The 24,541-nt window shown below is 51.7% G+C and carries 25 protein-coding genes and 8 pseudogenes; 7 read left to right on the top strand and 26 right to left on the bottom strand.

The genetic code is table 11. From position 1 onward, the window contains the following. Positions 1–7 precede the first annotated feature (7 nt). The 6 genes and pseudogenes from HC231_RS07905 to HC231_RS07925 all read right to left on the bottom strand — a co-directional run. On the bottom strand, positions 8–400 hold the full coding sequence (locus HC231_RS07905; protein ID WP_208230505.1) for a DUF2750 domain-containing protein: 393 nt from the start codon (positions 398–400) through the stop codon (positions 8–10). 57 nt (positions 401–457) lie between these two features. Beyond that, positions 458–646 (bottom strand): polymorphic toxin type 8 domain-containing protein, encoded by a 189-nt coding sequence (locus HC231_RS24335; protein WP_208231256.1) that lies wholly within the window; start codon positions 644–646, stop codon positions 458–460. A gap of 160 nt (positions 647–806) precedes the next feature. Then, positions 807–1,148, bottom strand: a complete 342-nt coding sequence (locus tag HC231_RS07915; RefSeq protein ID WP_208230506.1) for a hypothetical protein — start codon at positions 1,146–1,148, stop codon at positions 807–809. A gap of 183 nt (positions 1,149–1,331) precedes the next feature. Continuing rightward, positions 1,332–1,514: pseudogene (locus HC231_RS24340) on the bottom strand (hypothetical protein); the annotation flags it as partial. Positions 1,515–1,681: 167 nt separating this feature from the next. Then, entirely contained in the window at positions 1,682–2,167 is a 486-nt protein-coding gene (locus HC231_RS07920) for a hypothetical protein (RefSeq protein WP_208230507.1), read from the bottom strand. Then, positions 2,164–2,660: pseudogene (locus tag HC231_RS07925) on the bottom strand (RHS repeat-associated core domain-containing protein); the annotation flags it as partial. The gene HC231_RS07920 and the pseudogene HC231_RS07925, both read right to left, overlap by 4 nt. A gap of 113 nt (positions 2,661–2,773) precedes the next feature. Between HC231_RS07925 and HC231_RS07930 the strand changes: the two are divergent. Further along, positions 2,774–2,998 (top strand): SymE family type I addiction module toxin, encoded by a 225-nt coding sequence (locus HC231_RS07930; RefSeq protein ID WP_208228357.1) that lies wholly within the window; start codon positions 2,774–2,776, stop codon positions 2,996–2,998. A gap of 70 nt (positions 2,999–3,068) precedes the next feature. Here the strand turns inward: HC231_RS07930 and HC231_RS07935 are convergent, their stop codons facing one another. The 4 genes and pseudogenes from HC231_RS07935 to HC231_RS07945 form a co-directional block, all read right to left on the bottom strand. After that, positions 3,069–3,428, bottom strand: a complete 360-nt coding sequence (locus HC231_RS07935) for a hypothetical protein (protein ID WP_208228356.1) — start codon at positions 3,426–3,428, stop codon at positions 3,069–3,071. After that, positions 3,422–3,871, bottom strand: a pseudogene (locus HC231_RS24345) (RHS repeat-associated core domain-containing protein); the annotation flags it as partial. The gene HC231_RS07935 and the pseudogene HC231_RS24345, both read right to left, overlap by 7 nt. 784 nt (positions 3,872–4,655) lie before the next feature. Continuing rightward, positions 4,656–5,669: a site-specific tyrosine recombinase XerC gene (xerC, locus tag HC231_RS07940; protein ID WP_208230508.1), complete on the bottom strand. Its 1,014-nt coding sequence runs from the start codon at positions 5,667–5,669 to the stop codon at positions 4,656–4,658. 33 nt (positions 5,670–5,702) lie between these two features. Then, positions 5,703–8,696: a DNA primase gene (locus tag HC231_RS07945; RefSeq protein WP_208230509.1), complete on the bottom strand. Its 2,994-nt coding sequence runs from the start codon at positions 8,694–8,696 to the stop codon at positions 5,703–5,705. Positions 8,697–8,818: 122 nt separating this feature from the next. Here HC231_RS07945 and HC231_RS07950 point away from each other — a divergent pair, with 122 nt between their 5' ends. Further along, on the top strand, positions 8,819–9,229 hold the full coding sequence (locus tag HC231_RS07950; protein ID WP_085690227.1) for a helix-turn-helix domain-containing protein: 411 nt from the start codon (positions 8,819–8,821) through the stop codon (positions 9,227–9,229). A 90-nt stretch (positions 9,230–9,319) separates the two neighbouring features. Next, on the top strand, positions 9,320–9,658 hold the full coding sequence (locus HC231_RS07955; RefSeq protein WP_208230510.1) for a SymE family type I addiction module toxin: 339 nt from the start codon (positions 9,320–9,322) through the stop codon (positions 9,656–9,658). Between the two features lie 64 nt (positions 9,659–9,722). Here the strand turns inward: HC231_RS07955 and HC231_RS07960 are convergent, their stop codons facing one another. From HC231_RS07960 to HC231_RS07985, 7 genes and pseudogenes are all read right to left on the bottom strand, one after another. Further along, positions 9,723–10,049: a barstar family protein gene (locus HC231_RS07960; RefSeq protein WP_208230511.1), complete on the bottom strand. Its 327-nt coding sequence runs from the start codon at positions 10,047–10,049 to the stop codon at positions 9,723–9,725. Next, positions 10,003–10,416, bottom strand: a complete 414-nt coding sequence (locus tag HC231_RS07965; protein WP_246494729.1) for a ribonuclease domain-containing protein — start codon at positions 10,414–10,416, stop codon at positions 10,003–10,005. The genes HC231_RS07960 and HC231_RS07965 overlap by 47 nt, the downstream gene beginning before the upstream one ends. A 186-nt stretch (positions 10,417–10,602) precedes the next feature. Beyond that, entirely contained in the window at positions 10,603–11,040 is a 438-nt protein-coding gene (locus HC231_RS07970; RefSeq protein WP_208230512.1) for a hypothetical protein, read from the bottom strand. A gap of 2 nt (positions 11,041–11,042) precedes the next feature. Further along, positions 11,043–11,360 carry a hypothetical protein gene (locus HC231_RS23870; RefSeq protein WP_246494731.1) on the bottom strand — a complete coding sequence of 106 codons (318 nt, stop codon included), beginning with the start codon at positions 11,358–11,360 and terminating at the stop codon, positions 11,043–11,045. A 102-nt stretch (positions 11,361–11,462) separates the two neighbouring features. Continuing rightward, positions 11,463–11,549 (bottom strand): annotated as a pseudogene (locus tag HC231_RS24350) (RHS repeat-associated core domain-containing protein); the annotation flags it as partial. A 784-nt stretch (positions 11,550–12,333) separates the two neighbouring features. Then, on the bottom strand, positions 12,334–13,347 hold the full coding sequence (gene xerC, locus HC231_RS07980) for a site-specific tyrosine recombinase XerC (protein ID WP_208230508.1): 1,014 nt from the start codon (positions 13,345–13,347) through the stop codon (positions 12,334–12,336). A gap of 33 nt (positions 13,348–13,380) precedes the next feature. Beyond that, complete coding sequence (locus tag HC231_RS07985) at positions 13,381–16,374, bottom strand: DNA primase (RefSeq protein ID WP_208230509.1); 2,994 nt, start codon at positions 16,372–16,374, stop codon at positions 13,381–13,383. A gap of 122 nt (positions 16,375–16,496) precedes the next feature. Between HC231_RS07985 and HC231_RS07990 the strand changes: the two genes are divergently transcribed. From HC231_RS07990 to HC231_RS08000, 3 genes are all read left to right on the top strand, one after another. Continuing rightward, positions 16,497–16,907: a helix-turn-helix domain-containing protein gene (locus HC231_RS07990; protein ID WP_085690227.1), complete on the top strand. Its 411-nt coding sequence runs from the start codon at positions 16,497–16,499 to the stop codon at positions 16,905–16,907. 90 nt (positions 16,908–16,997) lie between these two features. Then, on the top strand, positions 16,998–17,327 hold the full coding sequence (locus HC231_RS07995) for a SymE family type I addiction module toxin (RefSeq protein ID WP_208230513.1): 330 nt from the start codon (positions 16,998–17,000) through the stop codon (positions 17,325–17,327). Further along, the gene (locus HC231_RS08000; RefSeq protein WP_208230514.1) at positions 17,324–17,668 is read left to right on the top strand and encodes a SymE family type I addiction module toxin; all 345 of its coding nucleotides are present in this window, start codon (positions 17,324–17,326) and stop codon (positions 17,666–17,668) included. Before HC231_RS07995 ends, HC231_RS08000 begins: the two co-directional genes overlap by 4 nt. Positions 17,669–17,733: 65 nt before the next feature. On the opposite strand, the gene HC231_RS08005 is transcribed toward HC231_RS08000, so the two are convergent. The 4 genes and pseudogenes from HC231_RS08005 to HC231_RS08020 form a co-directional block, all read right to left on the bottom strand. Then, positions 17,734–18,084 carry a hypothetical protein gene (locus HC231_RS08005; RefSeq protein WP_085653871.1) on the bottom strand — a complete coding sequence of 117 codons (351 nt, stop codon included), beginning with the start codon at positions 18,082–18,084 and terminating at the stop codon, positions 17,734–17,736. Between the two features lie 5 nt (positions 18,085–18,089). Beyond that, a pseudogene (locus tag HC231_RS08010) lies at positions 18,090–19,367 on the bottom strand (RHS repeat domain-containing protein); the annotation flags it as partial. Between the two features lie 194 nt (positions 19,368–19,561). Continuing rightward, entirely contained in the window at positions 19,562–19,924 is a 363-nt protein-coding gene (locus tag HC231_RS08015) for an SMI1/KNR4 family protein (protein WP_208230515.1), read from the bottom strand. Between the two features lie 32 nt (positions 19,925–19,956). After that, positions 19,957–20,472 (bottom strand): annotated as a pseudogene (locus HC231_RS08020) (Rhs family protein); the annotation flags it as partial. Positions 20,473–20,621: 149 nt separating this feature from the next. Here HC231_RS08020 and HC231_RS08025 point away from each other — a divergent pair. Continuing rightward, entirely contained in the window at positions 20,622–20,816 is a 195-nt protein-coding gene (locus tag HC231_RS08025) for a SymE family type I addiction module toxin (protein ID WP_208230516.1), read from the top strand. A gap of 69 nt (positions 20,817–20,885) precedes the next feature. On the opposite strand, the gene HC231_RS08030 is transcribed toward HC231_RS08025, so the two are convergent. From HC231_RS08030 to HC231_RS23885, 5 genes and pseudogenes are all read right to left on the bottom strand, one after another. Further along, a complete protein-coding gene (locus HC231_RS08030; protein WP_208230517.1) occupies positions 20,886–21,242 on the bottom strand; it encodes a hypothetical protein in 357 nt (118 codons plus the stop codon). 357 nt (positions 21,243–21,599) lie between these two features. After that, positions 21,600–22,307: pseudogene (locus HC231_RS23875) on the bottom strand (RHS repeat domain-containing protein); the annotation flags it as partial. Next, positions 22,288–22,473, bottom strand: coding sequence for a transposase (locus HC231_RS23880; protein WP_246494734.1), 186 nt, complete (start codon positions 22,471–22,473; stop codon positions 22,288–22,290). The gene HC231_RS23880 and the pseudogene HC231_RS23875, both read right to left, overlap by 20 nt. Positions 22,474–22,589: 116 nt before the next feature. Then, positions 22,590–22,877: a hypothetical protein gene (locus tag HC231_RS08040; RefSeq protein WP_208230518.1), complete on the bottom strand. Its 288-nt coding sequence runs from the start codon at positions 22,875–22,877 to the stop codon at positions 22,590–22,592. A gap of 11 nt (positions 22,878–22,888) precedes the next feature. Continuing rightward, a pseudogene (locus tag HC231_RS23885) lies at positions 22,889–24,253 on the bottom strand (RHS repeat domain-containing protein); the annotation flags it as partial. Positions 24,254–24,541: the final 288 nt, after the last annotated feature.

Here is a 24,541-nt window from a genome sequence, read left to right on the forward strand (position 1 = left end):
TTATTAACTATTCATACTTCTCACATTCCGCAAGCAAATCTTTCAAAACATTTTTTGCAGGTAATGTAGGAACATTTATTTCATTTGAAGACATAAATATAACAAGGTCTACTGCATCTTCGATCAGTTGTGGCAACAATTCGTCAAGTAACTCGTCAAGAGATATTTCTTTTAATTGCAGACCCTCCCACTTACCTTTAGCATTAATTTGAGCATATTCTTTTGCTGGCCAGAGAGGAAGAAAGGTTCTACCATTATCATCTTCAGCGACGACATAACTATCGTCATCGCCTAAAGTCCATGCAGACTCCCAATCGACTACACGCTTAATGAAATATATATACCGATCTTTCGCAGGCTTACTGAACATAACTTCAATTTCTTTAGCCGAAACTTTCATTTTAATTCCTTAGCAACCTAATCCACGTTTACTTTACATGTATCACTGACTCTGAGCTTATTTTTTCCTGCCCCAATCATAACGCTGCTGAGAACGATATTGTTCATGAATCTGGGACTCAGAATAATGGTAATCAAATCCTTTTGTTGATTCATATCCTCTCCCGTGTACTAAGTCATATCCGGGGTATTTCGAATCGTTTTTCGACGCCCATCGGCAATCATATTCATATCCTGTGTGACCCAGCCTCTAATATGACTAGGCTGTTTAGGATCACTCGCCAGTGCCCTCAAATGTGCTAAAAAAGCTGGAAGGATCGTTAAGATCACTTTCGGCATTTATTTAACTATAAGTCATCAGGTTTCTATTTATTACTATAATCATCAAACCATTCACCATACTGGAATTAACCATCGCTAAGAGCCATTTTACTTAGCAGATAGTCGTATAATTTTTCAGCAATAAATTCAGCATGCTCATACTTCACAATTAAATTAAAAAAATAATACTGAGTATATAGATCATCTATGGCAGGATGATTGCACATGAAAAACGTAATATAAGATAAATATATGTTTTTCATATCATTAGATATATCTTCTAAATTAATATGATAATTAGTAATATCATAAAATATATTCATATACTCATGATTAATCCGACTAATTTCTATAAAAGGAGCGTTCAACTTTTCACACTGTTTCCAATGAGAATTTTTCTGCTTGCTATCTTTATAGGTGAATTTCATAATCAATCCTTTATCTTGTAATCAGTAACATGCGTCATTTTTCCACTCTTATCAATCTTTGCCATATAATGAACAATTACATTATTGATCTTCTGTTCACCTTCGCCCACCCTTTTCCTTTAAAATGGGGATCTCCAATTTGATCCGTTTTAATAATTACCGTTCCGTTTTCAGGGTGTTTCATTACATGGCCGAAAGCAAACCTTTCATTCTTATTCCGTAGCTTTGTTCTACCTGTAGATTTAGATTTAATTTTTTAGGTTTATGTGATAAAGAGCATTTTCTTAACCCAAACGGATCAATCCACCCCAACGCATTCGGCGCATACTGATAAAGGTTAATACCACCCGCCAGTCCTATCGGGTCAAATGCAATATATCATCCGACTCTTAGCTCGTACTACCGACCTAAATCATAAACTACCTTCATTTAATCACTGTAATGTAAGAAAACGTTCACGCTACGTAGCATAATGCCGATAGGAAAATGAGTTAATATTATATACCTTGTACGTCAAGTTATTTTTTAATAACTTAATAATTGATATATGTTATATATATTCCACAATTAAATGATTTGGTTTCATAGGATACGGTAATTCTACCCCAATTAAATTCCCATCTTTTACCATTATTATCCATTTTATTGCTATCATAGAGAGAAAATTTATCCATAATCCAAATAGATAACTCAAGTACCTCTTTATCAAGCATTGTAATATTAGCTCGCTCATTCCAATTGCTAAGTGAACTATAATAGCTACCATTTTTATCTACTAAATAAAGCATAAAAGGAATATTATCGAAACATTTAGGTCGTATAGTAACCTCGAAATTTTTCCCCATCCATTTTACATCATTTATAAGATAATGATGTGGAGTAATTTCCCTTATCTCTTTTTTATTGACTAAATGCTTATAAGTCATTGAATTTATAAAATCATCTTCAGTTAGATCTTTTAAAAAAGCATTATCTAATGATATACTGCCAGTATTTATATCAAGCTCTAAATTAATCATATATCAATAACCTTTCCCGGAATAAGTAAATGTCTTGACTCTTCAGGTATGAAGAACTGTAATCCGCCACCATCGCCATATTGTTTATTAGCTAGAGCTCTCCCATATGCAACATCGATGTCCTCAGATACATAAAATGCTCTTACTTTTCCCCTAATCGGCCAACGCGGATCAAGCTTAACTTGCAGGGCTTCATGATACCCAATAGGATTTCCTTTATATTGTCTTACCGTTGGATAAGTAACTGTGTAAGAAGGCAACTGATCTCCGTTTGGATATAATGCATACAAAATTGTGCCTTTTTTCAATCTCCTGTTTTTGTACACATCAATACCAGGATAATCATCGTTAGCAGGTCCTTGCCATTTCGTTGCTTCTTTGGATGGATCTTTACATGTTTTTGCTAACCCCAACGGATCGATCCAAGTGAGGGGATTTGGGGCATAAGCATAAAGATTCAGTCCCCCGCCAGCCCTATGGGGTCCGTCGCAATAATCTATCCGACTTTCGGATCGTACTACCTGTTTCGGCTGTAAATTATCTTCATATCGTCGTCATAGTGCAGGAAATCGATCATGCTACCGCCCGCCCACGAGAAAGTTGACTATGGCTGAGATGCATTCTAAGTCAGACAGCGTGCTAAATAAAGCAGCTAAAACAGAACGTTACTACACGGTGGGATACGCCACGCAAAACGGCAGACCCAACCCGCCCTCCGCCATCAACCTTAAAGGCCGCTGGCTGGAAGAGTCGGGGTTTATGACCGGGATGCCGATAACGGTGACGGTTGAGTGGGGAAGGATAGTGATTGAGAGCGAAATTAATCTCTGATATCGCACATAATAAATAACAGATAAAAATAATCCGGAAGGATCTTGGAGATCGCTTCCGCATTTAATAACTATTTGTAGCTCACTTCACATTGGCCAATTACATCAAAAACATGATCGTAAGTACTTAAAATATAATGATCATCTTTTTCTTTATCGAATATTTTATCGAAACATGATTTCTTTGACAATTGATATTTTGATTCATCAATCATCGTAATAGTTAGGCTCTTTATATTTTTAAACTTAAAGCAAACTAAAGCTTCCTCACTTAAATCCTTGCTTGGTTGGCAAAACGACAAATCAAGAGAGGTTATTACCTCTATTTCCATAGGATACATATCTAATATGACGTTTTTTAAAATTAAAGCGTCTCTTCCATGTATTTCCCCATATATTGTCTCAATGGCTTGATTATTTACTGTTAGCATCTCACTCTTATCCCTTTTCCACCAGTTTTTGTTGAAAATCTATCATTTAGATTAATTGACTTCAAATCAGATTCAGTTGCCCAGACAGAAGGCATATTCTTTATACCAGCCTCTTTAGCTGCGTATAGTCGTCGATTATCTAAAGTAAATACGGAATGTTTATTTGCACCTTGTGAGATTAATCTTTCTTGAATGTTAGTAGGTAAATCAGTAAGTCTTACCTTCCTGATTGGTTCTACTTGATTGATATACGAAGGATCATTTTTCAATCTATAGATTAGATCATTAACTTTTTGACCATTCGAGAAAACGGAACCAATGCTATCTTGAGAGAATAAAACAGTGTTAGGACTGACAGGCGATAACCCCCACGGATCCACCCACCCCAACGCATTCGGCGCATACTGATAAAGGTTAATTCCCCCCGCCAGCCCAATGGGGTCATAGGGACGATCCCGACGCCGTCGTACTTTTTATCGCACCTAACTCACTGATACCAATGGTTTTTTAAAGAGCACTTTTTATAGCATTAACACCACCTTAACCCGAACACCCCGACGCGCACTTTTGCCCCCGCACACGCTACCGCCACGCTGTGACTGCCCTGTCTGCCTGTGCCACATCATAGCAGCGGCGTCAGCCGCTGCCATTAGTCGTTTGCTGTTGAACCGGGGTTAGCGCGGCGCGAGCCGTTCCGCAGCTTGCTGTGGGACGGTGAAGCGTCTGCCGGGGGCGGGCTGGCGAAGCCCGCAGGAGAAGAGGTTGAACAGGGAGGCCCCCGGCGGGGGCCGCACGGGGCGGAGATGGCGAGCACGGGAACGAGCAAGGAGCCTGCGACTGCGAGCCGGGCGCAGCAAGTCGCAGCGGGGTTGGGGCGGGGGCGAGGTGAAGCCGTTTAACGCCGTGACGAAGGAACGGCTTCTGCTTTGGGGTTGACGTTGATGTTGGCCGAGCGTTGGCACAGATGCCTGCGCCGCCAGGGACGGCGGCCACGCCGTGGATGCCGAAGAACGCTTGCCGCTGCCGACAGCAGAGGGCGCAGCCCTGTGCGCCACACTGCACCACGAACCCGACCCCGGCGGCCAGCCGCTCACCGTGGCCGGGGCAGACCGCAGCGCGCCCTTGCGCTAGACGGCGCCGGAGTGCCGAGTCTGACCAAGGCAAGCGGTGCGCCACGGACGGCGCAGCGTTTGCCCTGCACCGTCCTGCGGCCTTGAAGGGAACGAGCTACTTTTTGCCACTGTCCCGTTTACGTCGGGCTGTCTGCTTCCGCTCTGCCGGATGCGTCTGTTCATGCACCTTCTGTAAGTGACCGATGGCAACCCGCGTATAGATTTGCGTCGTCTCCAGCTTCTCATGGCCAAGTATCGCCTGGATATGTCGCGTGTCAGCCCCGTTCTCCAGCATCTGCGTCGCCATACTGTGCCGGAACACATGGCACGCGCCCGGTTTATCCAGGTGACCCGTGCCCCGGATGGCCTTGCCCGCCATCTGCGTCAGCGTCGCCCGCGCCAGTCCTTTTCCTCTGTGGCTGATAAACAAGTGGCCGCTGTCATACCGTTTCGCCAGTTCAGGCCGGGCATGGTTCAGATAACGTACCAGCCACTTACACGCTCGTTCACCCAGCGGCACCACCCGGTCTTTATTGCCCTTGCCCTGACGCACCGCCATCACGCCCCGACTCAGGTCGATATCACTCAGCATCAGATTAGCGGCTTCTGTCCGGCGAACGCCCGTACTCCACAGCACTTCCAGTATCACCCGGTTACGCAGCCCGATAACGGTGCCGCTCTCCACCGACTGCAACACGCCGCCCGTTTCCTCCTCGCTCAGCACCTGCGCCGGTAAGCGTTTTTCCTCTTTCGGCAACGCCAGCATCTCCGCCGGGTTATACAGGATAACGTGACGCCTGAGCAGCCAGCGGAACAGCATGCGGATAGCCGACAGGCGGTTTAACTGACTGCCCGCCGTTAACGGTTTCCCGTCCGCTTTACGATAGCCCCGCAGCCAGCGCTGATACCCTTCCAGCACTGACAGACTTACTTGTGGTGCATGAAGCAACCCTCTGTCCTCGCACCATGCCACGAACGGCAACAGCCGCTCCCGGTAGCTCTCCATCGTGCGCCGGCTGTAGCCTGCCGCGCTCAGATGGTCGAGGTAGTCCGTCAGATGCTGGCGCAGCGTCTCGCTCTGGCGGCTAAGATAAGTGGCTTCGGGTGTCGGCGGTATCGGTCGTGTCATGGCGGCGCGTCCTGCGTGAGGATGAGAAGGGAACTACGGTACGACAGGTTTATTGCGTATCACCGGAACAGCGGTTTTACCGTTAACCCGACCGGATGACGCGGAAGCCTTGCGGGTACTGACTTTAACAGAGATGGCCTTATCCGACTGACTACCGACCACACCCCGACCTGAGGCCGACCGCTTTTCATTTACCCCCGACCGGACGGCGTCGTAGTTATCTTTCTCTGTCGTTTTTACTGTTTTAGCAGGCGCTTCTGGCACGTCGATAAGCCCGCACAGGTGCGCGTTATCGGTCTGTGCGTCTCCGTCGAACAGCAGTTCGTAGCAGAACGTCAGCCCGCGCTTGTGCAGCAGCAGGTATTCCAGTTCAACCAGTCGCGCAAGGTGGATTTTCAGTTGCGTATCACCCCACTGCACCGCATCCCGTAGCTGTTTGCGGGTAAAGTGAAGCTCCGTTTTCGGCTGGCCGCTGTCCGCTACCCAGCTCTGTATCAGCATCAGCAACTTCCGCGTCTGCGGCGGCATTTCGTCCAGCGTGCGGCCAAGGATTTCATGCGCTAACCGATTGGCCAGCACGATATCCGACCGTTCGACCTCGATATACTCGATAACCGCGCTACGGTGCTCCACCGTCTTCACCTCCCGCTGGTACTGGTGCAGCAGCGCGATGCTCTGTATCAGCGTCAGGTACTTCATATGGTCACGCCGCGTGCGGGTTTTGTCGCTCAGGAACGTTAACTGGCTGGCGAACGGGTTCACCACCTTTAACGGTTTCAGTAATCGCTGGGCATTCTGGTGCAGCCCGGTGAGATACCCTTTCTCGTTCTCCATCAACAACCCGTCCAGCGTTTGTTTATGCCGCTGCAACGCGTGGATAGCTTCGGTCTGTTCGCGGGATTCGTTCACCGTCAGCACCAGACAGCGGTTCAGCAACTCTTCATCCACGTCGATGGCCGTGGTGGTCAGCATCAGCATCACCGGGCCTTTCACCGTATATTGCTTCGTCACCAGATTGCCTGTGGCGTCATCCTTGCCCGTGCTGGCGATGGTTAGTTCACCATCTGACTGCAACAGCTTCAGCGCATACGCTGCTTGTCTGACGCCTTCTTCTTCGGCGATGGCGAGGATTTTATGCTGGAGATTGGTTTCACCCAGATAGAACAGGCTTTGTCCGGTCATGGCCGAGTATTGCAGCCGCTCTTCCGGCGGGATAAGGCCCAGCACCGCGTCCATTAAGCTGGATTTACCCGCCGCCGAACTGCTCTGTATCAGCACCGCCAACGGCTTGTCCAGCTTGCGCGATACCGCCGACAGATAACCGGCCAGCAGGTTGGTCGATTCGCCCACCACGCCGCAGGCCGCGAGGTCGTCCGTTATCCTGCCGGTAAGCGCCGGGTCGCGCAGCAACGCCAGCGCCTCCGCTTTGGCGTCGTCATCCAGTTCAGGAACGCTTTCACCGTGGGTTTCCGGTCGGCTCAGATGGTTTTCCAGTGCCAGCAGCACCCGCCCCAGCGACTGTTTCAGTGCGCTTTCAGCCAACCCTAACTCCGCCGCGGCCAGCCGCGCATAGCCCGCACGACTGCGGGCGCTCATCATGTCCACGCTGTCCGCGAACACCACGCCGCTGGCCGTGTCGAGTACCTGCGCGTTCACCTTGAGCGCCGCCGCGCCCGGTTTTACCTGCGCCATGCCCCGGATGCGCCATTGCTGCCCGGATAAGGTGATTTCAAGCTCACCACCCGGCAACGCCTCAAGCACCACGCCCGGTTCATCCGCCTGCGCCGCTCTCACCGCCTCAACCCCGGCGGCTAACGATGAGACGGGCAGCGTCGCTGCCTCTCTCTCCGGCAACGTGTCCGCCACGTCTGTGCCGGCCGCATCGTTCATCGGCACCGCGCCGTCGATTAACAGTCCGAACTCGCGTTCAGGCGCCGGACAGGGATGTCCCAGTGTCGCGGGCGCAGGATGCGCAGGAGCGACCTCCGCCACCTGACACAGATAGCCGTTGGCGTCCATTTCCGCCGGGAACACTACCCTGAACGGTGCGATGCCGTCAGCGGCTAACGATGAAGCCAGCCTGACCGCCGCGTCATTGCCCGCCGCATCGTTATCGAACGCTATCAGCACCTGTTTGACGCCGTGGCGGATAAACGCCTGCCGCATCTCATCCGTGAACCCGTTCACCCCATACGCCGCCGTCACGTTACGATAACCCGCCACCCAGAACGACATCGCATCGATGAGCGATTCACACAGGATGACCGTTTTACCCGCCGCTAACGCCGGCTCGTTCCACACCCCGCCGTGTGGCCCCGGCAGGTACAGATGCAGCGGCGTGCCTTTGCGTAACTCACTGCTGACCTTGCGCCCGTACAGTTCACGCATCTGACCATTCATATCGATAACCGGCACCACGAGCGACCCCGCCAGATGTTCATGACCGGATGAACGCAGTATTCCCAGCGCCTGCAACTGACCCCGGATAGCCGCGCCGTCTTTGAGTTTCTTTGCTGGCAGACGATACGCCAGCGTGCGGTTGGCGAACCCCAACTTAAAGGCAGCGACTAACTCAGGATGATTCAGGCGGCGCTTTTCCAGATAGGCGATGGCCTCCGGCGCGTTCAGCAGCGTGTGATGGTAGAACTCAACCACGCGGGAGAGCAGCGCCTGACGGCCCGCCTCATCCTCCGCGAACACCGCCGGTTCATCCTGACCGACCAGCGGCAGAACAGACGGATTCTCGCCCAGTTCGCCGCGCAGCCGTTCGACCGCCTTGCGCAGACTTAAGCGTTCCGTCTGCATCACCCAGTCCAGCACCGACCCGCCCGCATTGCAGCCGAAGCAGTGATAGAGATTCTTCTCCGGGCTGAGCACGCATGACGGCGTTTTCTCGTCATGGAACGGACACAGCACCACGAAGTCTTTACCGCGCTTAAACACCTGCCGCCCCTGCGAACGCACCACGCCCACTAACGGCACGGAGGCTTTCAGGTGCTGTAACTCGGAGTCGGGGATGCGGGCCATAAACGGATTTCCTTAAAAATGCGTCAAGATTTATTTTGATTCGACATGCGATACATTATATATTCGTATTACGATAGTAAAGCAAGTCGTTTTCAGAACACACCTTACACTTGGAGCACCTTATGGCTGACGTGATAGATGAGATTATGCAGACCGAAGAACAGCGCCGGGCGTTTGGTCAACGACTTAAGGCATTACGTAATCAGCAACGCAAGACACAGAAGGAAGTCGCCGCCCTGATTGGGTTACAGCTTTCCCAGTACAACAAGTATGAGTCGGGGATGCACATTCCCCCGGCAGACAAGCTCATTCAACTGGCCGAGTTGTTCACCACAACCATTGATTACCTGTTGCTTGGCTCGCACGACGAGCAGGCACCGATTAGGAACACGCGATTAATGGAACGGTTTAAAGCACTGGCTCAGTGCCAGCCGGAAGAGCAGGAGACAGTGATTAAGCTGATTGATGCGGTGATTGTGAAGCACCGGGTTGAGTCGGCGATACGTCCGGTTGATCAGGAGAAGGGCAGCTAGCAGCTAACGTAAACGATTTTTTTAGCGCGGGGTTGAAGTGCGCGAACACAACAACCCCGCTCACCACAACCAACTGACAAGGAGTTGACTATGGCTGACGCGCATTCTACGCCAGATACCACCATTTTTAAAATCTCTCAGCCGGAGCGCTATCAGCGTGTCGGCTACCGCCCCAACAGGGGCGACACCTCCACGCCCGCCATCAATATCAGCGGCAAGTGGCTACAGGAAGCCGGATTTAGCTCCGGGCAGCCGCTCAAGCTGCGTGTGATGCCTGGCTGCATCGTCATTACCGTGCAGGATTTACGGGAACTGTGGCACTGTCTTGAAGGACTCAGCCGGGAACCGTTCGATGAACGCGCCGCCGCCGACTGGCTTAACCGCTTTCCCGGCGGGTTGGATCTGGCGGGGATTACGAGTAGTGAATGACCGATAATTAAAAAGCCGGAAGGATCGTTGAGATCACTTCCGGCTTATTAAATTACAGCCTCTATTAATCAAATAATAAATATATTAAAGGGTCGTCACCAAATGATATTGAACCATAATTAATTGCCTTTATTGATAGCAAGAAATTATATCTAAGTTCATCAGATATGAGGTCTATTTTTTTCACTTCCAACAACAAATATTCATCTTTCTTGAGATGAATACTACTCATGCCATCTTCTGGATATCTAAGACTATTCAAGCAATCATTAAATGCATTAAAATTCATCCCGTAAAAATCAGGGAATCCAAATAATACTTTCATCGCATTATGAAAATCATCATCAGTTTTGATATAAGAAAAATCGATAGACAGCTTTTTTAACTTCATTACTTCCACCCCCAAGATTAATTTCTATAAAAGAATCATAGTGATCGTGGCTGTAATATGCTTGACCAGTTTTTTTATCAACAACAACACGTCTTGTTCCTCGATTACCCACCCCAGGCGTTCTTACTGTCCATTCTTGGTAAGGCCCACTACCTGTATTAAGACGTTGGCTATTAGGAGATATACGATAATTATTTTCAAAAGTTATGCCATCTCTAGCATGAGCCGGACGGTTTAACTTTATATTATCTATAGTATTTTGAAGTTCTCGCATTTCTTTCGGGGTCATATCATGTCCCCATTTATCTTTAATGGCAGCATGAGCCTGTTTTGGATTCTTAGCTGAATGAGTACATTTCAACCCCAACGGGTCGATCCACGTCAGCGGATTAGGAGCGTATTGGTAATTGTTTAATCCACCAAGTAGCCCTATCGGGTCATCGGGACGACTCCCTTGAACTTTTGGATCGTACTACCTGTTTCGACTGTAAGTTATCTTCATTTTTTCGTCGTAGTGTATGAAAAATCGCTAACGTTTATGCTATCTCTCATCCTATTGAGTATAATGGCATACGATTTCCGCTGTCTGATTATGAGGGTCATATGCAGCATCAATTATTCCCCAGTCTGCACTTACTGGCAAGATAATAGCTGTTCTTGAATTAAACCAAGTTCGAAGAGCTTTTGTGAGCTTGCCTTCTGGTCTTTTTTGCTGACCTGTAAATTTATGAGTTGGGGCACATAGCCAACTTTTTAATGAAGAACTGTCCAACGATGAACCATTAAAATTTATTACGACAGTTATTTTTTCATGACCGTGAATATCCTTTATATCAATTACTGTTCTATAATTAAATACTACACCATTTATCTTTGGAAACCATTCTTCCCATATAACATTTTGAGACAGAATCTCTTTCTTTTTCATATATGGCGAAAGAGATAATTTTTCACTTAACTCAAGAATTCCGTTATCACAATTAAAATTCATAATCACATTCCTAATAAAAAAGGCGAACCTATTGGTTCAAGTACTGTTTTATAATTTGATAAGAAAAATTGTGTTCCACCGCCTTGACCAAATATAGTGACATCTTGTGATAGCGCTTGCCCTGTTCCTGCAATTGCATCGCGTTTTACACGATAAGCTTGAATTTGACCTCGATAGCCGAAATCACGGTGTGGCAGCACCTGCAAACTTTCCCATAATTTCTGTCTGCTACCGCCAGCGGCATCAAGCGTCGCCTTATCAAAATAAAAGCCAGACTGTCCAGGCGCACCGCCGTAGACGATATCACCTTCTTTTAACATAGTGTTAGACCACGAGTCGCGTCCTTTATACGCACCATGACCTTGCCACTGCCTACCGAAAGCAGCCTGATTATGGTCATTTGCTTTCGTCGGTGCACATTTGGGTTTCAACCCCAACGGATCTATCCACGTCAGCGGATTCGGCGCATAAGCGTAGTTGTTTAATCCCCCCGCCAGCCCTATCGGGTCATCGGGACGATCCTGACGCCGTCGTACTTTTTAGCGCACTTAACCCATTGATGCAACATGCTTTTCAGACAGTGTTTTCGGCCTATTTAACATCACCGCAACCCGAACACCCCGACGCGCACTTTTACTCCCGCACACGCTACCGCCATGCTGTGACTGCCCTGTCTGCCTGTGCCACATCATAGCAGCGGCGTCAGCCGCTGCCATTAGTCGTTTGCTGTTGAACCGGGGTTAGCGCGGCGCGAGCCGTTCCGCAGCTTGCTGTGGGACGGTGAAGCGTCTGCCGGGGGCGGGCTGGCGAAGCCCGCAGGAGAAGAGGTTGAACAGGGAGGCCCCCGGCGGGGGCCGCACGGGGCGGAGATGGCGAGCACGGGAACGAGCAAGGAGCCTGCGACTGCGAGCCGGGCGCAGCAAGTCGCAGCGGGGTTGGGGCGGGGGCGAGGTGAAGCCGTTTAACGCCGTGACGAAGGAACGGCTTCTGCTTTGGGGTTGACGTTGATGTTGGCCGAGCGTTGGCACAGATGCCTGCGCCGCCAGGGACGGCGGCCACGCCGTGGATGCCGAAGAACGCTTGCCGCTGCCGACAGCAGAGGGCGCAGCCCTGTGCGCCACACTGCACCACGAACCCGACCCCGGCGGCCAGCCGCTCACCGTGGCCGGGGCAGACCGCAGCGCGCCCTTGCGCTAGACGGCGCCGGAGTGCCGAGTCTGACCAAGGCAAGCGGTGCGCCACGGACGGCGCAGCGTTTGCCCTGCACCGTCCTGCGGCCTTGAAGGGAACGAGCTACTTTTTGCCACTGTCCCGTTTACGTCGGGCTGTCTGCTTCCGCTCTGCCGGATGCGTCTGTTCATGCACCTTCTGTAAGTGACCGATGGCAACCCGCGTATAGATTTGCGTCGTCTCCAGCTTCTCATGGCCAAGTATCGCCTGGATATGTCGCGTGTCAGCCCCGTTCTCCAGCATCTGCGTCGCCATACTGTGCCGGAACACATGGCACGCGCCCGGTTTATCCAGGTGACCCGTGCCCCGGATGGCCTTGCCCGCCATCTGCGTCAGCGTCGCCCGCGCCAGTCCTTTTCCTCTGTGGCTGATAAACAAGTGGCCGCTGTCATACCGTTTCGCCAGTTCAGGCCGGGCATGGTTCAGATAACGTACCAGCCACTTACACGCTCGTTCACCCAGCGGCACCACCCGGTCTTTATTGCCCTTGCCCTGACGCACCGCCATCACGCCCCGACTCAGGTCGATATCACTCAGCATCAGATTAGCGGCTTCTGTCCGGCGAACGCCCGTACTCCACAGCACTTCCAGTATCACCCGGTTACGCAGCCCGATAACGGTGCCGCTCTCCACCGACTGCAACACGCCGCCCGTTTCCTCCTCGCTCAGCACCTGCGCCGGTAAGCGTTTTTCCTCTTTCGGCAACGCCAGCATCTCCGCCGGGTTATACAGGATAACGTGACGCCTGAGCAGCCAGCGGAACAGCATGCGGATAGCCGACAGGCGGTTTAACTGACTGCCCGCCGTTAACGGTTTCCCGTCCGCTTTACGATAGCCCCGCAGCCAGCGCTGATACCCTTCCAGCACTGACAGACTTACTTGTGGTGCATGAAGCAACCCTCTGTCCTCGCACCATGCCACGAACGGCAACAGCCGCTCCCGGTAGCTCTCCATCGTGCGCCGGCTGTAGCCTGCCGCGCTCAGATGGTCGAGGTAGTCCGTCAGATGCTGGCGCAGCGTCTCGCTCTGGCGGCTAAGATAAGTGGCTTCGGGTGTCGGCGGTATCGGTCGTGTCATGGCGGCGCGTCCTGCGTGAGGATGAGAAGGGAACTACGGTACGACAGGTTTATTGCGTATCACCGGAACAGCGGTTTTACCGTTAACCCGACCGGATGACGCGGAAGCCTTGCGGGTACTGACTTTAACAGAGATGGCCTTATCCGACTGACTACCGACCACACCCCGACCTGAGGCCGACCGCTTTTCATTTACCCCCGACCGGACGGCGTCGTAGTTATCTTTCTCTGTCGTTTTTACTGTTTTAGCAGGCGCTTCTGGCACGTCGATAAGCCCGCACAGGTGCGCGTTATCGGTCTGTGCGTCTCCGTCGAACAGCAGTTCGTAGCAGAACGTCAGCCCGCGCTTGTGCAGCAGCAGGTATTCCAGTTCAACCAGTCGCGCAAGGTGGATTTTCAGTTGCGTATCACCCCACTGCACCGCATCCCGTAGCTGTTTGCGGGTAAAGTGAAGCTCCGTTTTCGGCTGGCCGCTGTCCGCTACCCAGCTCTGTATCAGCATCAGCAACTTCCGCGTCTGCGGCGGCATTTCGTCCAGCGTGCGGCCAAGGATTTCATGCGCTAACCGATTGGCCAGCACGATATCCGACCGTTCGACCTCGATATACTCGATAACCGCGCTACGGTGCTCCACCGTCTTCACCTCCCGCTGGTACTGGTGCAGCAGCGCGATGCTCTGTATCAGCGTCAGGTACTTCATATGGTCACGCCGCGTGCGGGTTTTGTCGCTCAGGAACGTTAACTGGCTGGCGAACGGGTTCACCACCTTTAACGGTTTCAGTAATCGCTGGGCATTCTGGTGCAGCCCGGTGAGATACCCTTTCTCGTTCTCCATCAACAACCCGTCCAGCGTTTGTTTATGCCGCTGCAACGCGTGGATAGCTTCGGTCTGTTCGCGGGATTCGTTCACCGTCAGCACCAGACAGCGGTTCAGCAACTCTTCATCCACGTCGATGGCCGTGGTGGTCAGCATCAGCATCACCGGGCCTTTCACCGTATATTGCTTCGTCACCAGATTGCCTGTGGCGTCATCCTTGCCCGTGCTGGCGATGGTTAGTTCACCATCTGACTGCAACAGCTTCAGCGCATACGCTGCTTGTCTGACGCCTTCTTCTTCGGCGATGGCGAGGATTTTATGCTGGAGATTGGTTTCACCCAGATAGAACAGGCTTTGTCCGGTCATGGCCGAGTATTGCAGCCGCTCTTCCGGCGGGATAAGGCCCAGCACCGCGTCCATTAAGCTGGATTTACCCGCCGCCGAACTGCTCTGTATCAGCACCGCCAACGGCTTGTCCAGCTTGCGCGATACCGCCGACAGATAACCGGCCAGCAGGTTGGTCGATTCGCCCACCACGCCGCAGGCCGCGAGGTCGTCCGTTATCCTGCCGGTAAGCGCCGGGTCGCGCAGCAACGCCAGCGCCTCCGCTTTGGCGTCGTCATCCAGTTCAGGAACGCTTTCACCGTGGGTTTCCGGTCGGCTCAGATGGTTTTCCAGTGCCAGCAGCACCCGCCCCAGCGACTGTTTCAGTGCGCTTTCAGCCAACCCTAACTCCGCCGCGGCCAGCCGCGCATAGCCCGCACGACTGCGGGCGCTCATCATGTCCACGCTGTCCGCGAACACCACGCCGCTGGCCGTGTCGAGTACCTGCGCGTTCACCTTGAGCGCCGCCGCGCCCGGTTTTACCTGCGCCATGCCCCGGATGCGCCATTGCTGCCCGGATAAGGTGATTTCAAGCTCACCACCCGGCAACGCCTCAAGCACCACGCCCGGTTCATCCGCCTGCGCCGCTCTCACCGCCTCAACCCCGGCGGCTAACGATGAGACGGGCAGCGTCGCTGCCTCTCTCTCCGGCAACGTGTCCGCCACGTCTGTGCCGGCCGCATCGTTCATCGGCACCGCGCCGTCGATTAACAGTCCGAACTCGCGTTCAGGCGCCGGACAGGGATGTCCCAGTGTCGCGGGCGCAGGATGCGCAGGAGCGACCTCCGCCACCTGACACAGATAGCCGTTGGCGTCCATTTCCGCCGGGAACACTACCCTGAACGGTGCGATGCCGTCAGCGGCTAACGATGAAGCCAGCCTGACCGCCGCGTCATTGCCCGCCGCATCGTTATCGAACGCTATCAGCACCTGTTTGACGCCGTGGCGGATAAACGCCTGCCGCATCTCATCCGTGAACCCGTTCACCCCATACGCCGCCGTCACGTTACGATAACCCGCCACCCAGAACGACATCGCATCGATGAGCGATTCACACAGGATGACCGTTTTACCCGCCGCTAACGCCGGCTCGTTCCACACCCCGCCGTGTGGCCCCGGCAGGTACAGATGCAGCGGCGTGCCTTTGCGTAACTCACTGCTGACCTTGCGCCCGTACAGTTCACGCATCTGACCATTCATATCGATAACCGGCACCACGAGCGACCCCGCCAGATGTTCATGACCGGATGAACGCAGTATTCCCAGCGCCTGCAACTGACCCCGGATAGCCGCGCCGTCTTTGAGTTTCTTTGCTGGCAGACGATACGCCAGCGTGCGGTTGGCGAACCCCAACTTAAAGGCAGCGACTAACTCAGGATGATTCAGGCGGCGCTTTTCCAGATAGGCGATGGCCTCCGGCGCGTTCAGCAGCGTGTGATGGTAGAACTCAACCACGCGGGAGAGCAGCGCCTGACGGCCCGCCTCATCCTCCGCGAACACCGCCGGTTCATCCTGACCGACCAGCGGCAGAACAGACGGATTCTCGCCCAGTTCGCCGCGCAGCCGTTCGACCGCCTTGCGCAGACTTAAGCGTTCCGTCTGCATCACCCAGTCCAGCACCGACCCGCCCGCATTGCAGCCGAAGCAGTGATAGAGATTCTTCTCCGGGCTGAGCACGCATGACGGCGTTTTCTCGTCATGGAACGGACACAGCACCACGAAGTCTTTACCGCGCTTAAACACCTGCCGCCCCTGCGAACGCACCACGCCCACTAACGGCACGGAGGCTTTCAGGTGCTGTAACTCGGAGTCGGGGATGCGGGCCATAAACGGATTTCCTTAAAAATGCGTCAAGATTTATTTTGATTCGACATGCGATACATTATATATTCGTATTACGATAGTAAAGCAAGTCGTTTTCAGAACACACCTTACACTTGGAGCACCTTATGGCTGACGTGATAGATGAGATTATGCAGACCGAAGAACAGCGCCGGGCGTTTGGTCAACGACTTAAGGCATTACGTAATCAGCAACGCAAGACACAGAAGGAAGTCGCCGCCCTGATTGGGTTACAGCTTTCCCAGTACAACAAGTATGAGTCGGGGATGCACATTCCCCCGGCAGACAAGCTCATTCAACTGGCCGAGTTGTTCACCACAACCATTGATTACCTGTTGCTTGGCTCGCACGACGAGCAGGCACCGATTAGGAACACGCGATTAATGGAACGGTTTAAAGCACTGGCTCAGTGCCAGCCGGAAGAGCAGGAGACAGTGATTAAGCTGATTGATGCGGTGATTGTGAAGCACCGGGTTGAGTCGGCGATACGTCCGGTTGATCAGGAGAAGGGCAGCTAGCAGCTAACGTAAACGATTTTTTTAGCGCGGGGTTGAAGTGCGCGAACACAACAACCCCGCTCACCACAACCAACTGACAAGGAGTTGACTATGGCTGACGCGCATTCTACGCCAGATACCACCATTTTTAAAATCTCTCAGCCGGAGCGCTATCAGCGTGTCGGCTACCGCCCCAACAGGGGCGACACCTCCACGCCCGCCATCAATATCAGCGGCAAGTGGCTACAGGAAGCCGGGTTCAGCACCGGGCAGCCGCTCAAGCTGCGCGTGATGCCGGGCTGCATCGTCATCACCGTGCAGGATATTCGGGAACTGTGGCGCTGTCTCGAAGGACTCAGCCTGCAACCGTTCGATGAACGCGCCGCCGCACAATGGCTGAACGCCTTTCCCGGCGGGCTGGACAAGGGAGGCGCGCAATGAGCATACAGACGGCGTTTTATCAGGGGGAACTGCCGGAACTGACCTTAACAGGCAGAGAACTGGCTCAGGCGGGCTTTACCGCCAATACCCCGTTCCGTATCAGCCTGTACCGCAACGGGTTGATACTGACACGACTCGATGAGGATACCGATATCGCCGCGTTGCTGGCAGAACTCGACGGCCATGACAGCGAAGGCGCCGACTGGATACGCGAGAACGGCGAACTGACTCTGGCGGGCGACTGGCTGACACGAAGCGGCTTGCTCGGCCAACCGCTGGAGATTGAGGTGCTGCCCGGCAAGATGATTATTCGGGCGGAGTTTGGGGTGATACTGGCTTAATAATATAAGCCGCCAAATAAAATAGCCGGAAGGATCTTGGGGATCGCTTCCGGCTTTGTTTTTATTTAATTAGCATTGAAGATGTCGTGCAGATCTTTATTGGCATTCAGCGTAACTGTTGAGTTTTTAGCGTTCTGATAATTAAGGATCAATTCACCTTTATTATCATCTTCTATCGCACGAACACCATCGATTACACACAACATTCCGAACACCGCATCGTCAGCAACATATTTCATTATCTTATTAATTAATAACTTACTCTCTTCATTTTGTTTATTATAAAACTCAGATAATTTAATAAGTTCTTTAGCTGGCTTTCTACCAGGAGGAGACTCAAGGATTGAGATCGTGTCTTCCACCGCAGCATCTCTAACCACAGTATTCAATACATCAATAAATTCTTGGGCATCCATTTTTATCACCTTAATTTAATAAAAGCTTCAGGGAACGTTTCTTTGTTTAATCTGATTAAGTCCTTAATAGCCGAAGGAGGGGCATTGGTATAGTTACGAAGATCTCTTATATCTTTTGCAAGCAGGTCTCTTGCTGTACCTGTAAACGGTCCTTTGATGGTGGGTATCCGCTTGTGCTCAGTTCTAGGAACAGCCATTGATGGCGCTGTTTTCGGATCATATCCGGTAATAATCTGACCTGCTGGATGCTTTTGCGTGACATGATGGATATCAAGTTTATCACCCACTTTTGAACGTCGTTGCAAATCGTCAAAAGTGCCAACTTCATACTTTTCAGTCGGACTACACTTACTCAACCCCAACGGATCGATCCACGTCAGCGGATTCGGCGCGTATTGGTAGAGGTTTATTCCCCCCGCCAGCCCTATCGGGTCCGGCTGGGTAAACCGTCCGCAGTCCGGGTCGTAGTAACGAAACAAATTGTAGTGCAGCCCGGTTTCCCTGTCGAGATACTGGCCCTGCATGCGCAGGTTCTGGGCGGCAACCGGGTCGGGCTGCGGGCTTTCGTGCAGCAGTTTGCCCCAGGCGCCGTTGCGGCCTTCCCAGCGCAGCCGCCCTTCGGCGTCCGTCAGCCGCTCCGGCGTGCCGTTGGGCTGGCAATGGAACCAGAAGATTTCGGGGGCGGTGACGCCGTCGATGCGCGCCAGCGGCGCGTAGCTGTCCGGGTCGGCGTACACATACGTCAGCGGCAGGCCGTCCCGGATTTCCTGCAACAGCCGGAAGCCCTCCCAGATAAAACGGGTGGTGACGGTTTTTCCCTGCGGCTCCCCGTGCAGCGTCTGCCGGCGGGTCTTGCTGATGCGCCGTCCCAGCGGGTCATAGCGGAAGCTGACGTGAACCTGCGGCGCATTGTGGCGGCGGGGCAGGCTGACCACGTCGGTCAGGCGGTGTTCGGTATCGTAGCGGTACTGCCAGCGGGTGTGGCCGTTGTCCTTTTCGACGGTGCGGCCGTGGACGTCATAACGCCAGCGGATGCCGTTCAACTGCGTGACGCGGTTATGGACAGGGGGAAGGGCGTCGGCAGCGTCGAGCGGATTGCCGGCGTTGTCCCAGCGCCACTGCTCGCGGCCGGGCAGGTCGCCGTCCTGTAGCAGCAGACGTCCGGCGCGGTCGTACTGCCAGCGCGTGGCGTTGAACAGGTCGTCGTCGCGCTCCTCGCGCACCAGGTTGTTGCGGTAGTCATAGTCCCAGCGCCGGGACCAGCGGCACGGGGCCGGGCGCTCACCCGGCTGGATGAGGATACCGATATCGCCGCGCTGCTGGCTGACCCGCAGCGGCTTGCTCGGCCGGTCGCTGGAGCTTGAACTGCTGCCCAGTAAGATGATTATTCGGGCGGAGTTTGGGGTAATGCTGGCGTAATAATAAAAAATCCGGAAGGATCTTATGATCACTTCCGGCTTTTATTTAATTATAAAAATTAAGCACGTAAATCATACAAATCCGTTGCTTCTTCATCCATATCTAAACTACCAAGAGCGCCAAGATCTAGGCTATAGATTTTATCATTATGTTTATCTAGACAAATGAAATAACCGATATCTCCATCTTGACCAATCAGAAAATAATTAGGAACAAAATCCTGTATCGCATAAGTTTCATTTCTTTCAAGTATATCTTGGTAATTATAAATATAAATAACATCTCCTCGATTATTATTTATTTCATAAACTTCTTTATCTCCCACTTCTTCAGATAAAAATTTTTTATATGCATTAGGTAAATTTTTACCTATGCTTTTTTCTATGGCATTTAATTCTTCTGTAATTTTATCTTTATCCACAGATAGTTACCTCACATTTAATTTATTGATTGTTAAATATCAAAGAAAGGATTGCCAATATTATTTTCTCTCAATCTATCAAAATATTTATATGCATCATTAAGGGACTTTTTGGCTTGACCAGAAGGAACGCCTGCATCAAGCATCTCTCTATAGCTAATATTGAACTCTTGTTTCAAGGAAGTGTCCCATCCTCCCGGCATAGCTCGTCTCGTTCGTTGAGCCGCACTAATTCCAGCATGAGGACTACCTGATGAGGATCCTAACAATGTAGCAGGAGCTGAGTTTCTCTGATATCCACCAATTCTTCTCTTAGCCCAGGCATCCTGAATAGGATGATGACTTTGAACAAAACCATCATATTTAGTATTCAGATGACCAGATGCTCTATTTGCACTTGGTGATAAATTACCGTGAGGATCAACGTCACCTGTTTTATATCCGTTTGGTGCATTACACCTTGCCAACCCCAGCGGATCAATCCACCCCAACGCATTCGGCGCATACTGATAAAGGTTAATTCCCCCCGCCAGCCCTATCGGGTCCTGCGCAATAATTTATCCGATTTTCGGATCGTACTACTTGTTTCGGCTGTAAATTACTTTCATTCAGTTGTCATAGTGCTGGAAATTGCTCACGCTACCGCCCGCCGACGAGAAAATTGACTATGGCTTAGGCGCATTCTAAGTCAGACGGCGTGGTAAATAAAGCAGCTAAAACAGAACGTTACTACACGGTGGGATACGCCCCGCAAAACGGCAGGCCTAACCCGCCGTCCGCGATTAACCTTAAGGGCCGCTGGCTGGAGGAGTCAGGCTTTATGACCGGGATGCCGATCACCGTTACCGTGGAGCGGGGCAGACTGGTGATTGAAACTGAGATTAATCTCTGATACCGCACGTAATAAATAACGGGTAATATAAGCCGGAAGCGATCTTAACGATCCTTCCGGTTTATTTTATTATTTTTTCTTGCTAAATTTATTTATCCATCCATCTTCTGTAAAAAGTTCACCGGATAACCCATCACTTATTTCGTTAATATTAACGTCTGATGCTAATATTTTTTTATCTTCATCTTCATCTTCTTCAAACATAAAAAGGAAATTAAATATAGTGTTATCAACGCACTCGGTAATTAAATCTTTAATTACCTCTTTTTGCTTTTCATCAAAATCCGACAATAGATTATGTAGTTCTATAGCTCTCTGTGATTTTAATGTTCCTAATTGAATTTTTTCAAACCTATCAATCGAACGGTCACGAACCATATGCATAACGGCACAACCAAATTTATCTAAAATCTCTTTATCTGCCATGGCGATAACTCACTTATACCAAGGGATATTTGAGGGAGCGATTGCACCTTGAGAGCGTAAATTCCATAGCGATTCAGCAACAAGACTTCTTGCTTGTTGTGTCGTTGCTCCTCCTGATTCTAGTGCATTGACTGCTATTTTCGTATGCTCTGCAAGAGTATTAGGCCGCCCACTATTATAAAGTTCCTTGAACGCCTGTCTTTGATATGAAGTCATAGCTTGATGATCTAACCCCATCTTATCCATGTAATCCTGACTAATTGAGAATCCTTTTTTAGGATCATATTTGGGATTGCTCTTAAAGCCTGCTTTAGCATGTATATGGTGTCCGCCGACATCTTTATATTCACCAGTTCCACACTTAGCAAGCCCCAGCGGGTCGATCCACGTCAGCGGATTCGGCGCATAAGCATACTGGTTCAACCCACCAAGTAGCCCTATCGGGTCCGGCTGGGTAAACCGTCCGCAGTCCGGGTCGTAGTAACGAAACAGATTGTAGTGCAGCCCGGTTTCCCTGTCGAGATACTGGCCCTGCATGCGCAGGTTCTGGGCGGCAACCGGGTCGGGCTGCGGGCTTTCGTGCAGCAGTTTGCCCCAGGCGCCGTTGCGGCCTTCCCAGCGCAGCCGCCCTTCGGCGTCCGTCAGCCGCTCCGGCGTGCCGTTGGGCTGGCAGTGGAACCAGAAGATTTCGGGGGCGGCGACGCCGTCGATGCGCGCCAGCGGCTCGTAGCTGTCCGGGTCGGCGTACACATACGTCAGCGGCAGGCCGTCCCGGATTTCCTGCAACAGCCGGAAGCCCTCCCAGATAAAACGGGTGGTGACGGTTTTCCCCTGCGGCTCCCCGTTCAGCGTCTGCCGGCGGGTCTTGCTGATGCGCCGCCCCAGCGGGTCATAGCGGAAGCTGACGTGAACCTGCGGCGCATTGTGGCGGCGGGGCAGGCTGACCACGTCGGTCAGGCGGTGTTCGGTATCGTAGCGGTACTGCCAGCGGGTGGCGTTGAACAGGTCGTCGTCGCGCTCCTCGCGCACCAGGTTGTTGCGGTAGTCATAGTTCCAGCGGCGTGCTGGAGAAAGCAGCTTCCGCCTTATCCTGATAGACTTTTTTCCAGTTGTAGAGCATGTTCTCTTTAATATCAAGCTCCTGTGCCATACGGGCAACAGACTTGCTGCTTTCGAGCAGTAACGCTACAGCCCTGCGCTTGAACTCTGGAGTATATTGTTGTCTCGTCATAGTGACCTCGCTTTCGTTGACTGATTTGAAAACAGGGTGGGAACTAAATCAAGGACAGATCAAACGTCAAAAGCGAGCATTATACATCAAGTTCAACTAATCAGAGGCATAACCCTTCAGCTGAGGCCGTCAGGCCGACTCCCTTTTTTTTTCTTAATCTCTTTTATCCATTCATTAAATTCCTTTTCTAAATAAGGATCTTTTTTCATCGACAATATTTTTTCCAGATATCGACATGTATCTTTATTACCCATGTCCACCACATATAAAGCAATGGAATCAACAATATCATTTTCAAACGAATCAACAGCTTCGCAATATATATTTATTAAATCTTTCAAACCACCATTAACATTTAATTCTAACTTATTTAAAGCTTCATTATACTGATGACGGATATCCATAAAACCTCGCATTAATTATATGGGAAGCGTCCCGGAGACATTGGAATGTGGACATCAGCATTATGATTTGGGTTGGTCCCTCGGTCGGAAATCCCCCCTGTAGCAGTACGCCTGTCAGTCACGTCTCTTGGACGATAATTCCCATTAGAAACACTAGACGTTGGAACTGTTTCAATATGCACATGAGGTACAGCATCAGCATAATGTGAAGGTGAACGAGGATTCGCTGGGTCAATTCTCACGGCAACAGTATTTCCGTCTGGTAAACCTTTTGTCCAGACTTCCCCACCACTATGAGCCTGTACGGATGAATAGCCTCGGTTACGCAAAGTTAGCCGTATTTGTCCTGGTGTTCTATTTGTAAAATTGGGTAGTCCAGATATTTCTTCCTGAATATTCCGGGCACTTCTGAACCGTCCATTACTACCTCTTAACCCACAGGTAGAAAGCCCCAGCGGATCAATCCACCCCAACGCATTCGGCGCATACTGATAAAGATTAATTCCTCCTGCCAGCCCTATCGGATCCGGCTGGGTAAACCGTCCGCAGTCCGGGTCGTAGTAACGAAACAGATTGTAGTGCAGCCCGGTTTCCCTGTCGATATACTGGCCCTACATGCGCAGATTCTGGGCGGCAACCGGGTCGGGCTGTGGGTTTTCGTGCAGCAGTTTGCCCCTGGCGCCGTTGCGGCCTTCCCAGCGCAGCCGCCCTTCGGCGTCCGTCAGCCGCTCCGGCGTACCGTTGGGCTGGCAGTGGAACCAGAATATCTCCGGGTCTTCCATACCGTCGATACGCGCCAGCGGCTCGTAGCTGTCCGGGTCGGCGTACACATACGTCAGCGGCAGGCCGTCCCGGATTTCCTGCAACAGCCGGAAGCCCTCCCAGATAAAACGGGTGGTGACGGCTTTTCCCTGCGTCTCCCCGTTCAGCGTCTGCCGGCGGGTCTTGCTGATGCGCCGTCCCATCGGGTCATAGTGGAAGCTGACGTGAACCTGCGGCGCATTGTGGCGGCGGGGCAGGCTGACCACGTCGGTCAGGCGGTGTTCGGTATCGTAGCGGTACTGCCAGCGGGTGTGGCCGTTGTCCTTTTCGACGGTGCGGCCGTGGGCGTCATAACGCCAGCGGATGCCGTTCAACTGCGTGACGCGGTTATGGACAGGGGGAAGGGCGTCGGCAGCGTCGAGCGGATTGCCGGCGTTGTCCCAGCGCCACTGCTCGCGGCCGGGCAGGTCGCCGTCCTGTAGCAGCAGACGTCCGGCGCGGTCGTACTGCCAGCGCGTGGCGTTGAACAGGTCGTCGTCGCGCTCCTCGCGCACCAGGTTGTTGCGGTAGTCATAGTCCCAGCGCCGGGACCAGCGGCACGGGGCAGAGCGCTCACCCGGCTGGATGAGGATACCGATATCGCCGCGCTGCTGGCTGACCCGCAGCGGCTTGCTCGGCCGGTCGCTGGAGCTTGAACTGCTGCCCAGTAAGATGATTATTCGGGCGGAATTTGGAACAATGCTGGCTTAATAATTGGGCGGGTAAATAAAATAGCCGGAAGGATCGCTGGAATCGCTTCCGGTTTTTTATTATCTATTCAATATGTTTAGATGACATTATTTAAAATATTAAAACCATTTTTTTATCCTCATGAGAAAAGCCTCACAAGCATCATGTTCATT

It is taken from the genome of Brenneria izadpanahii (genome assembly GCF_017569925.1).
GTDB classification, from domain to species: domain Bacteria; phylum Pseudomonadota; class Gammaproteobacteria; order Enterobacterales; family Enterobacteriaceae; genus Brenneria; species Brenneria izadpanahii.

Bases quoted from the DNA above. Each gene is read 5' to 3' on its own strand.
- HC231_RS07905 (WP_208230505.1), bottom strand. From the start codon at position 400: ATGAAAGTTTCGGCTAAAGAAATTGAAGTTATGTTCAGTAAGCCTGCG.
- HC231_RS07935 (WP_208228356.1), bottom strand. From the start codon at position 3,428: ATGCTAACAGTAAATAATCAAGCCATTGAGACAATATATGGGGAAATA.
- HC231_RS07955 (WP_208230510.1), top strand. From the start codon at position 9,320: ATGGCTGACGCGCATTCTACGCCAGATACCACCATTTTTAAAATCTCT.
- HC231_RS07920 (WP_208230507.1), bottom strand. From the start codon at position 2,167: ATGATTAATTTAGAGCTTGATATAAATACTGGCAGTATATCATTAGAT.
- HC231_RS08005 (WP_085653871.1), bottom strand. From the start codon at position 18,084: ATGGATGCCCAAGAATTTATTGATGTATTGAATACTGTGGTTAGAGAT.
- HC231_RS08000 (WP_208230514.1), top strand. From the start codon at position 17,324: ATGAGCATACAGACGGCGTTTTATCAGGGGGAACTGCCGGAACTGACC.
- HC231_RS23870 (WP_246494731.1), bottom strand. From the start codon at position 11,360: ATGTTAAAAGAAGGTGATATCGTCTACGGCGGTGCGCCTGGACAGTCT.
- xerC (WP_208230508.1), bottom strand. From the start codon at position 5,669: ATGACACGACCGATACCGCCGACACCCGAAGCCACTTATCTTAGCCGC.
- HC231_RS07945 (WP_208230509.1), bottom strand. From the start codon at position 8,696: ATGGCCCGCATCCCCGACTCCGAGTTACAGCACCTGAAAGCCTCCGTG.
- HC231_RS07995 (WP_208230513.1), top strand. From the start codon at position 16,998: ATGGCTGACGCGCATTCTACGCCAGATACCACCATTTTTAAAATCTCT.
- HC231_RS07950 (WP_085690227.1), top strand. From the start codon at position 8,819: ATGGCTGACGTGATAGATGAGATTATGCAGACCGAAGAACAGCGCCGG.
- HC231_RS08040 (WP_208230518.1), bottom strand. From the start codon at position 22,877: ATGGATATCCGTCATCAGTATAATGAAGCTTTAAATAAGTTAGAATTA.
- HC231_RS07960 (WP_208230511.1), bottom strand. From the start codon at position 10,049: ATGAAGTTAAAAAAGCTGTCTATCGATTTTTCTTATATCAAAACTGAT.
- xerC (WP_208230508.1), bottom strand. From the start codon at position 13,347: ATGACACGACCGATACCGCCGACACCCGAAGCCACTTATCTTAGCCGC.
- HC231_RS07970 (WP_208230512.1), bottom strand. From the start codon at position 11,040: ATGAATTTTAATTGTGATAACGGAATTCTTGAGTTAAGTGAAAAATTA.
- HC231_RS07990 (WP_085690227.1), top strand. From the start codon at position 16,497: ATGGCTGACGTGATAGATGAGATTATGCAGACCGAAGAACAGCGCCGG.
- HC231_RS07915 (WP_208230506.1), bottom strand. From the start codon at position 1,148: ATGAAATTCACCTATAAAGATAGCAAGCAGAAAAATTCTCATTGGAAA.
- HC231_RS07985 (WP_208230509.1), bottom strand. From the start codon at position 16,374: ATGGCCCGCATCCCCGACTCCGAGTTACAGCACCTGAAAGCCTCCGTG.
- HC231_RS07930 (WP_208228357.1), top strand. From the start codon at position 2,774: ATGGCTGAGATGCATTCTAAGTCAGACAGCGTGCTAAATAAAGCAGCT.
- HC231_RS23880 (WP_246494734.1), bottom strand. From the start codon at position 22,473: ATGACGAGACAACAATATACTCCAGAGTTCAAGCGCAGGGCTGTAGCG.
- HC231_RS08030 (WP_208230517.1), bottom strand. From the start codon at position 21,242: ATGGCAGATAAAGAGATTTTAGATAAATTTGGTTGTGCCGTTATGCAT.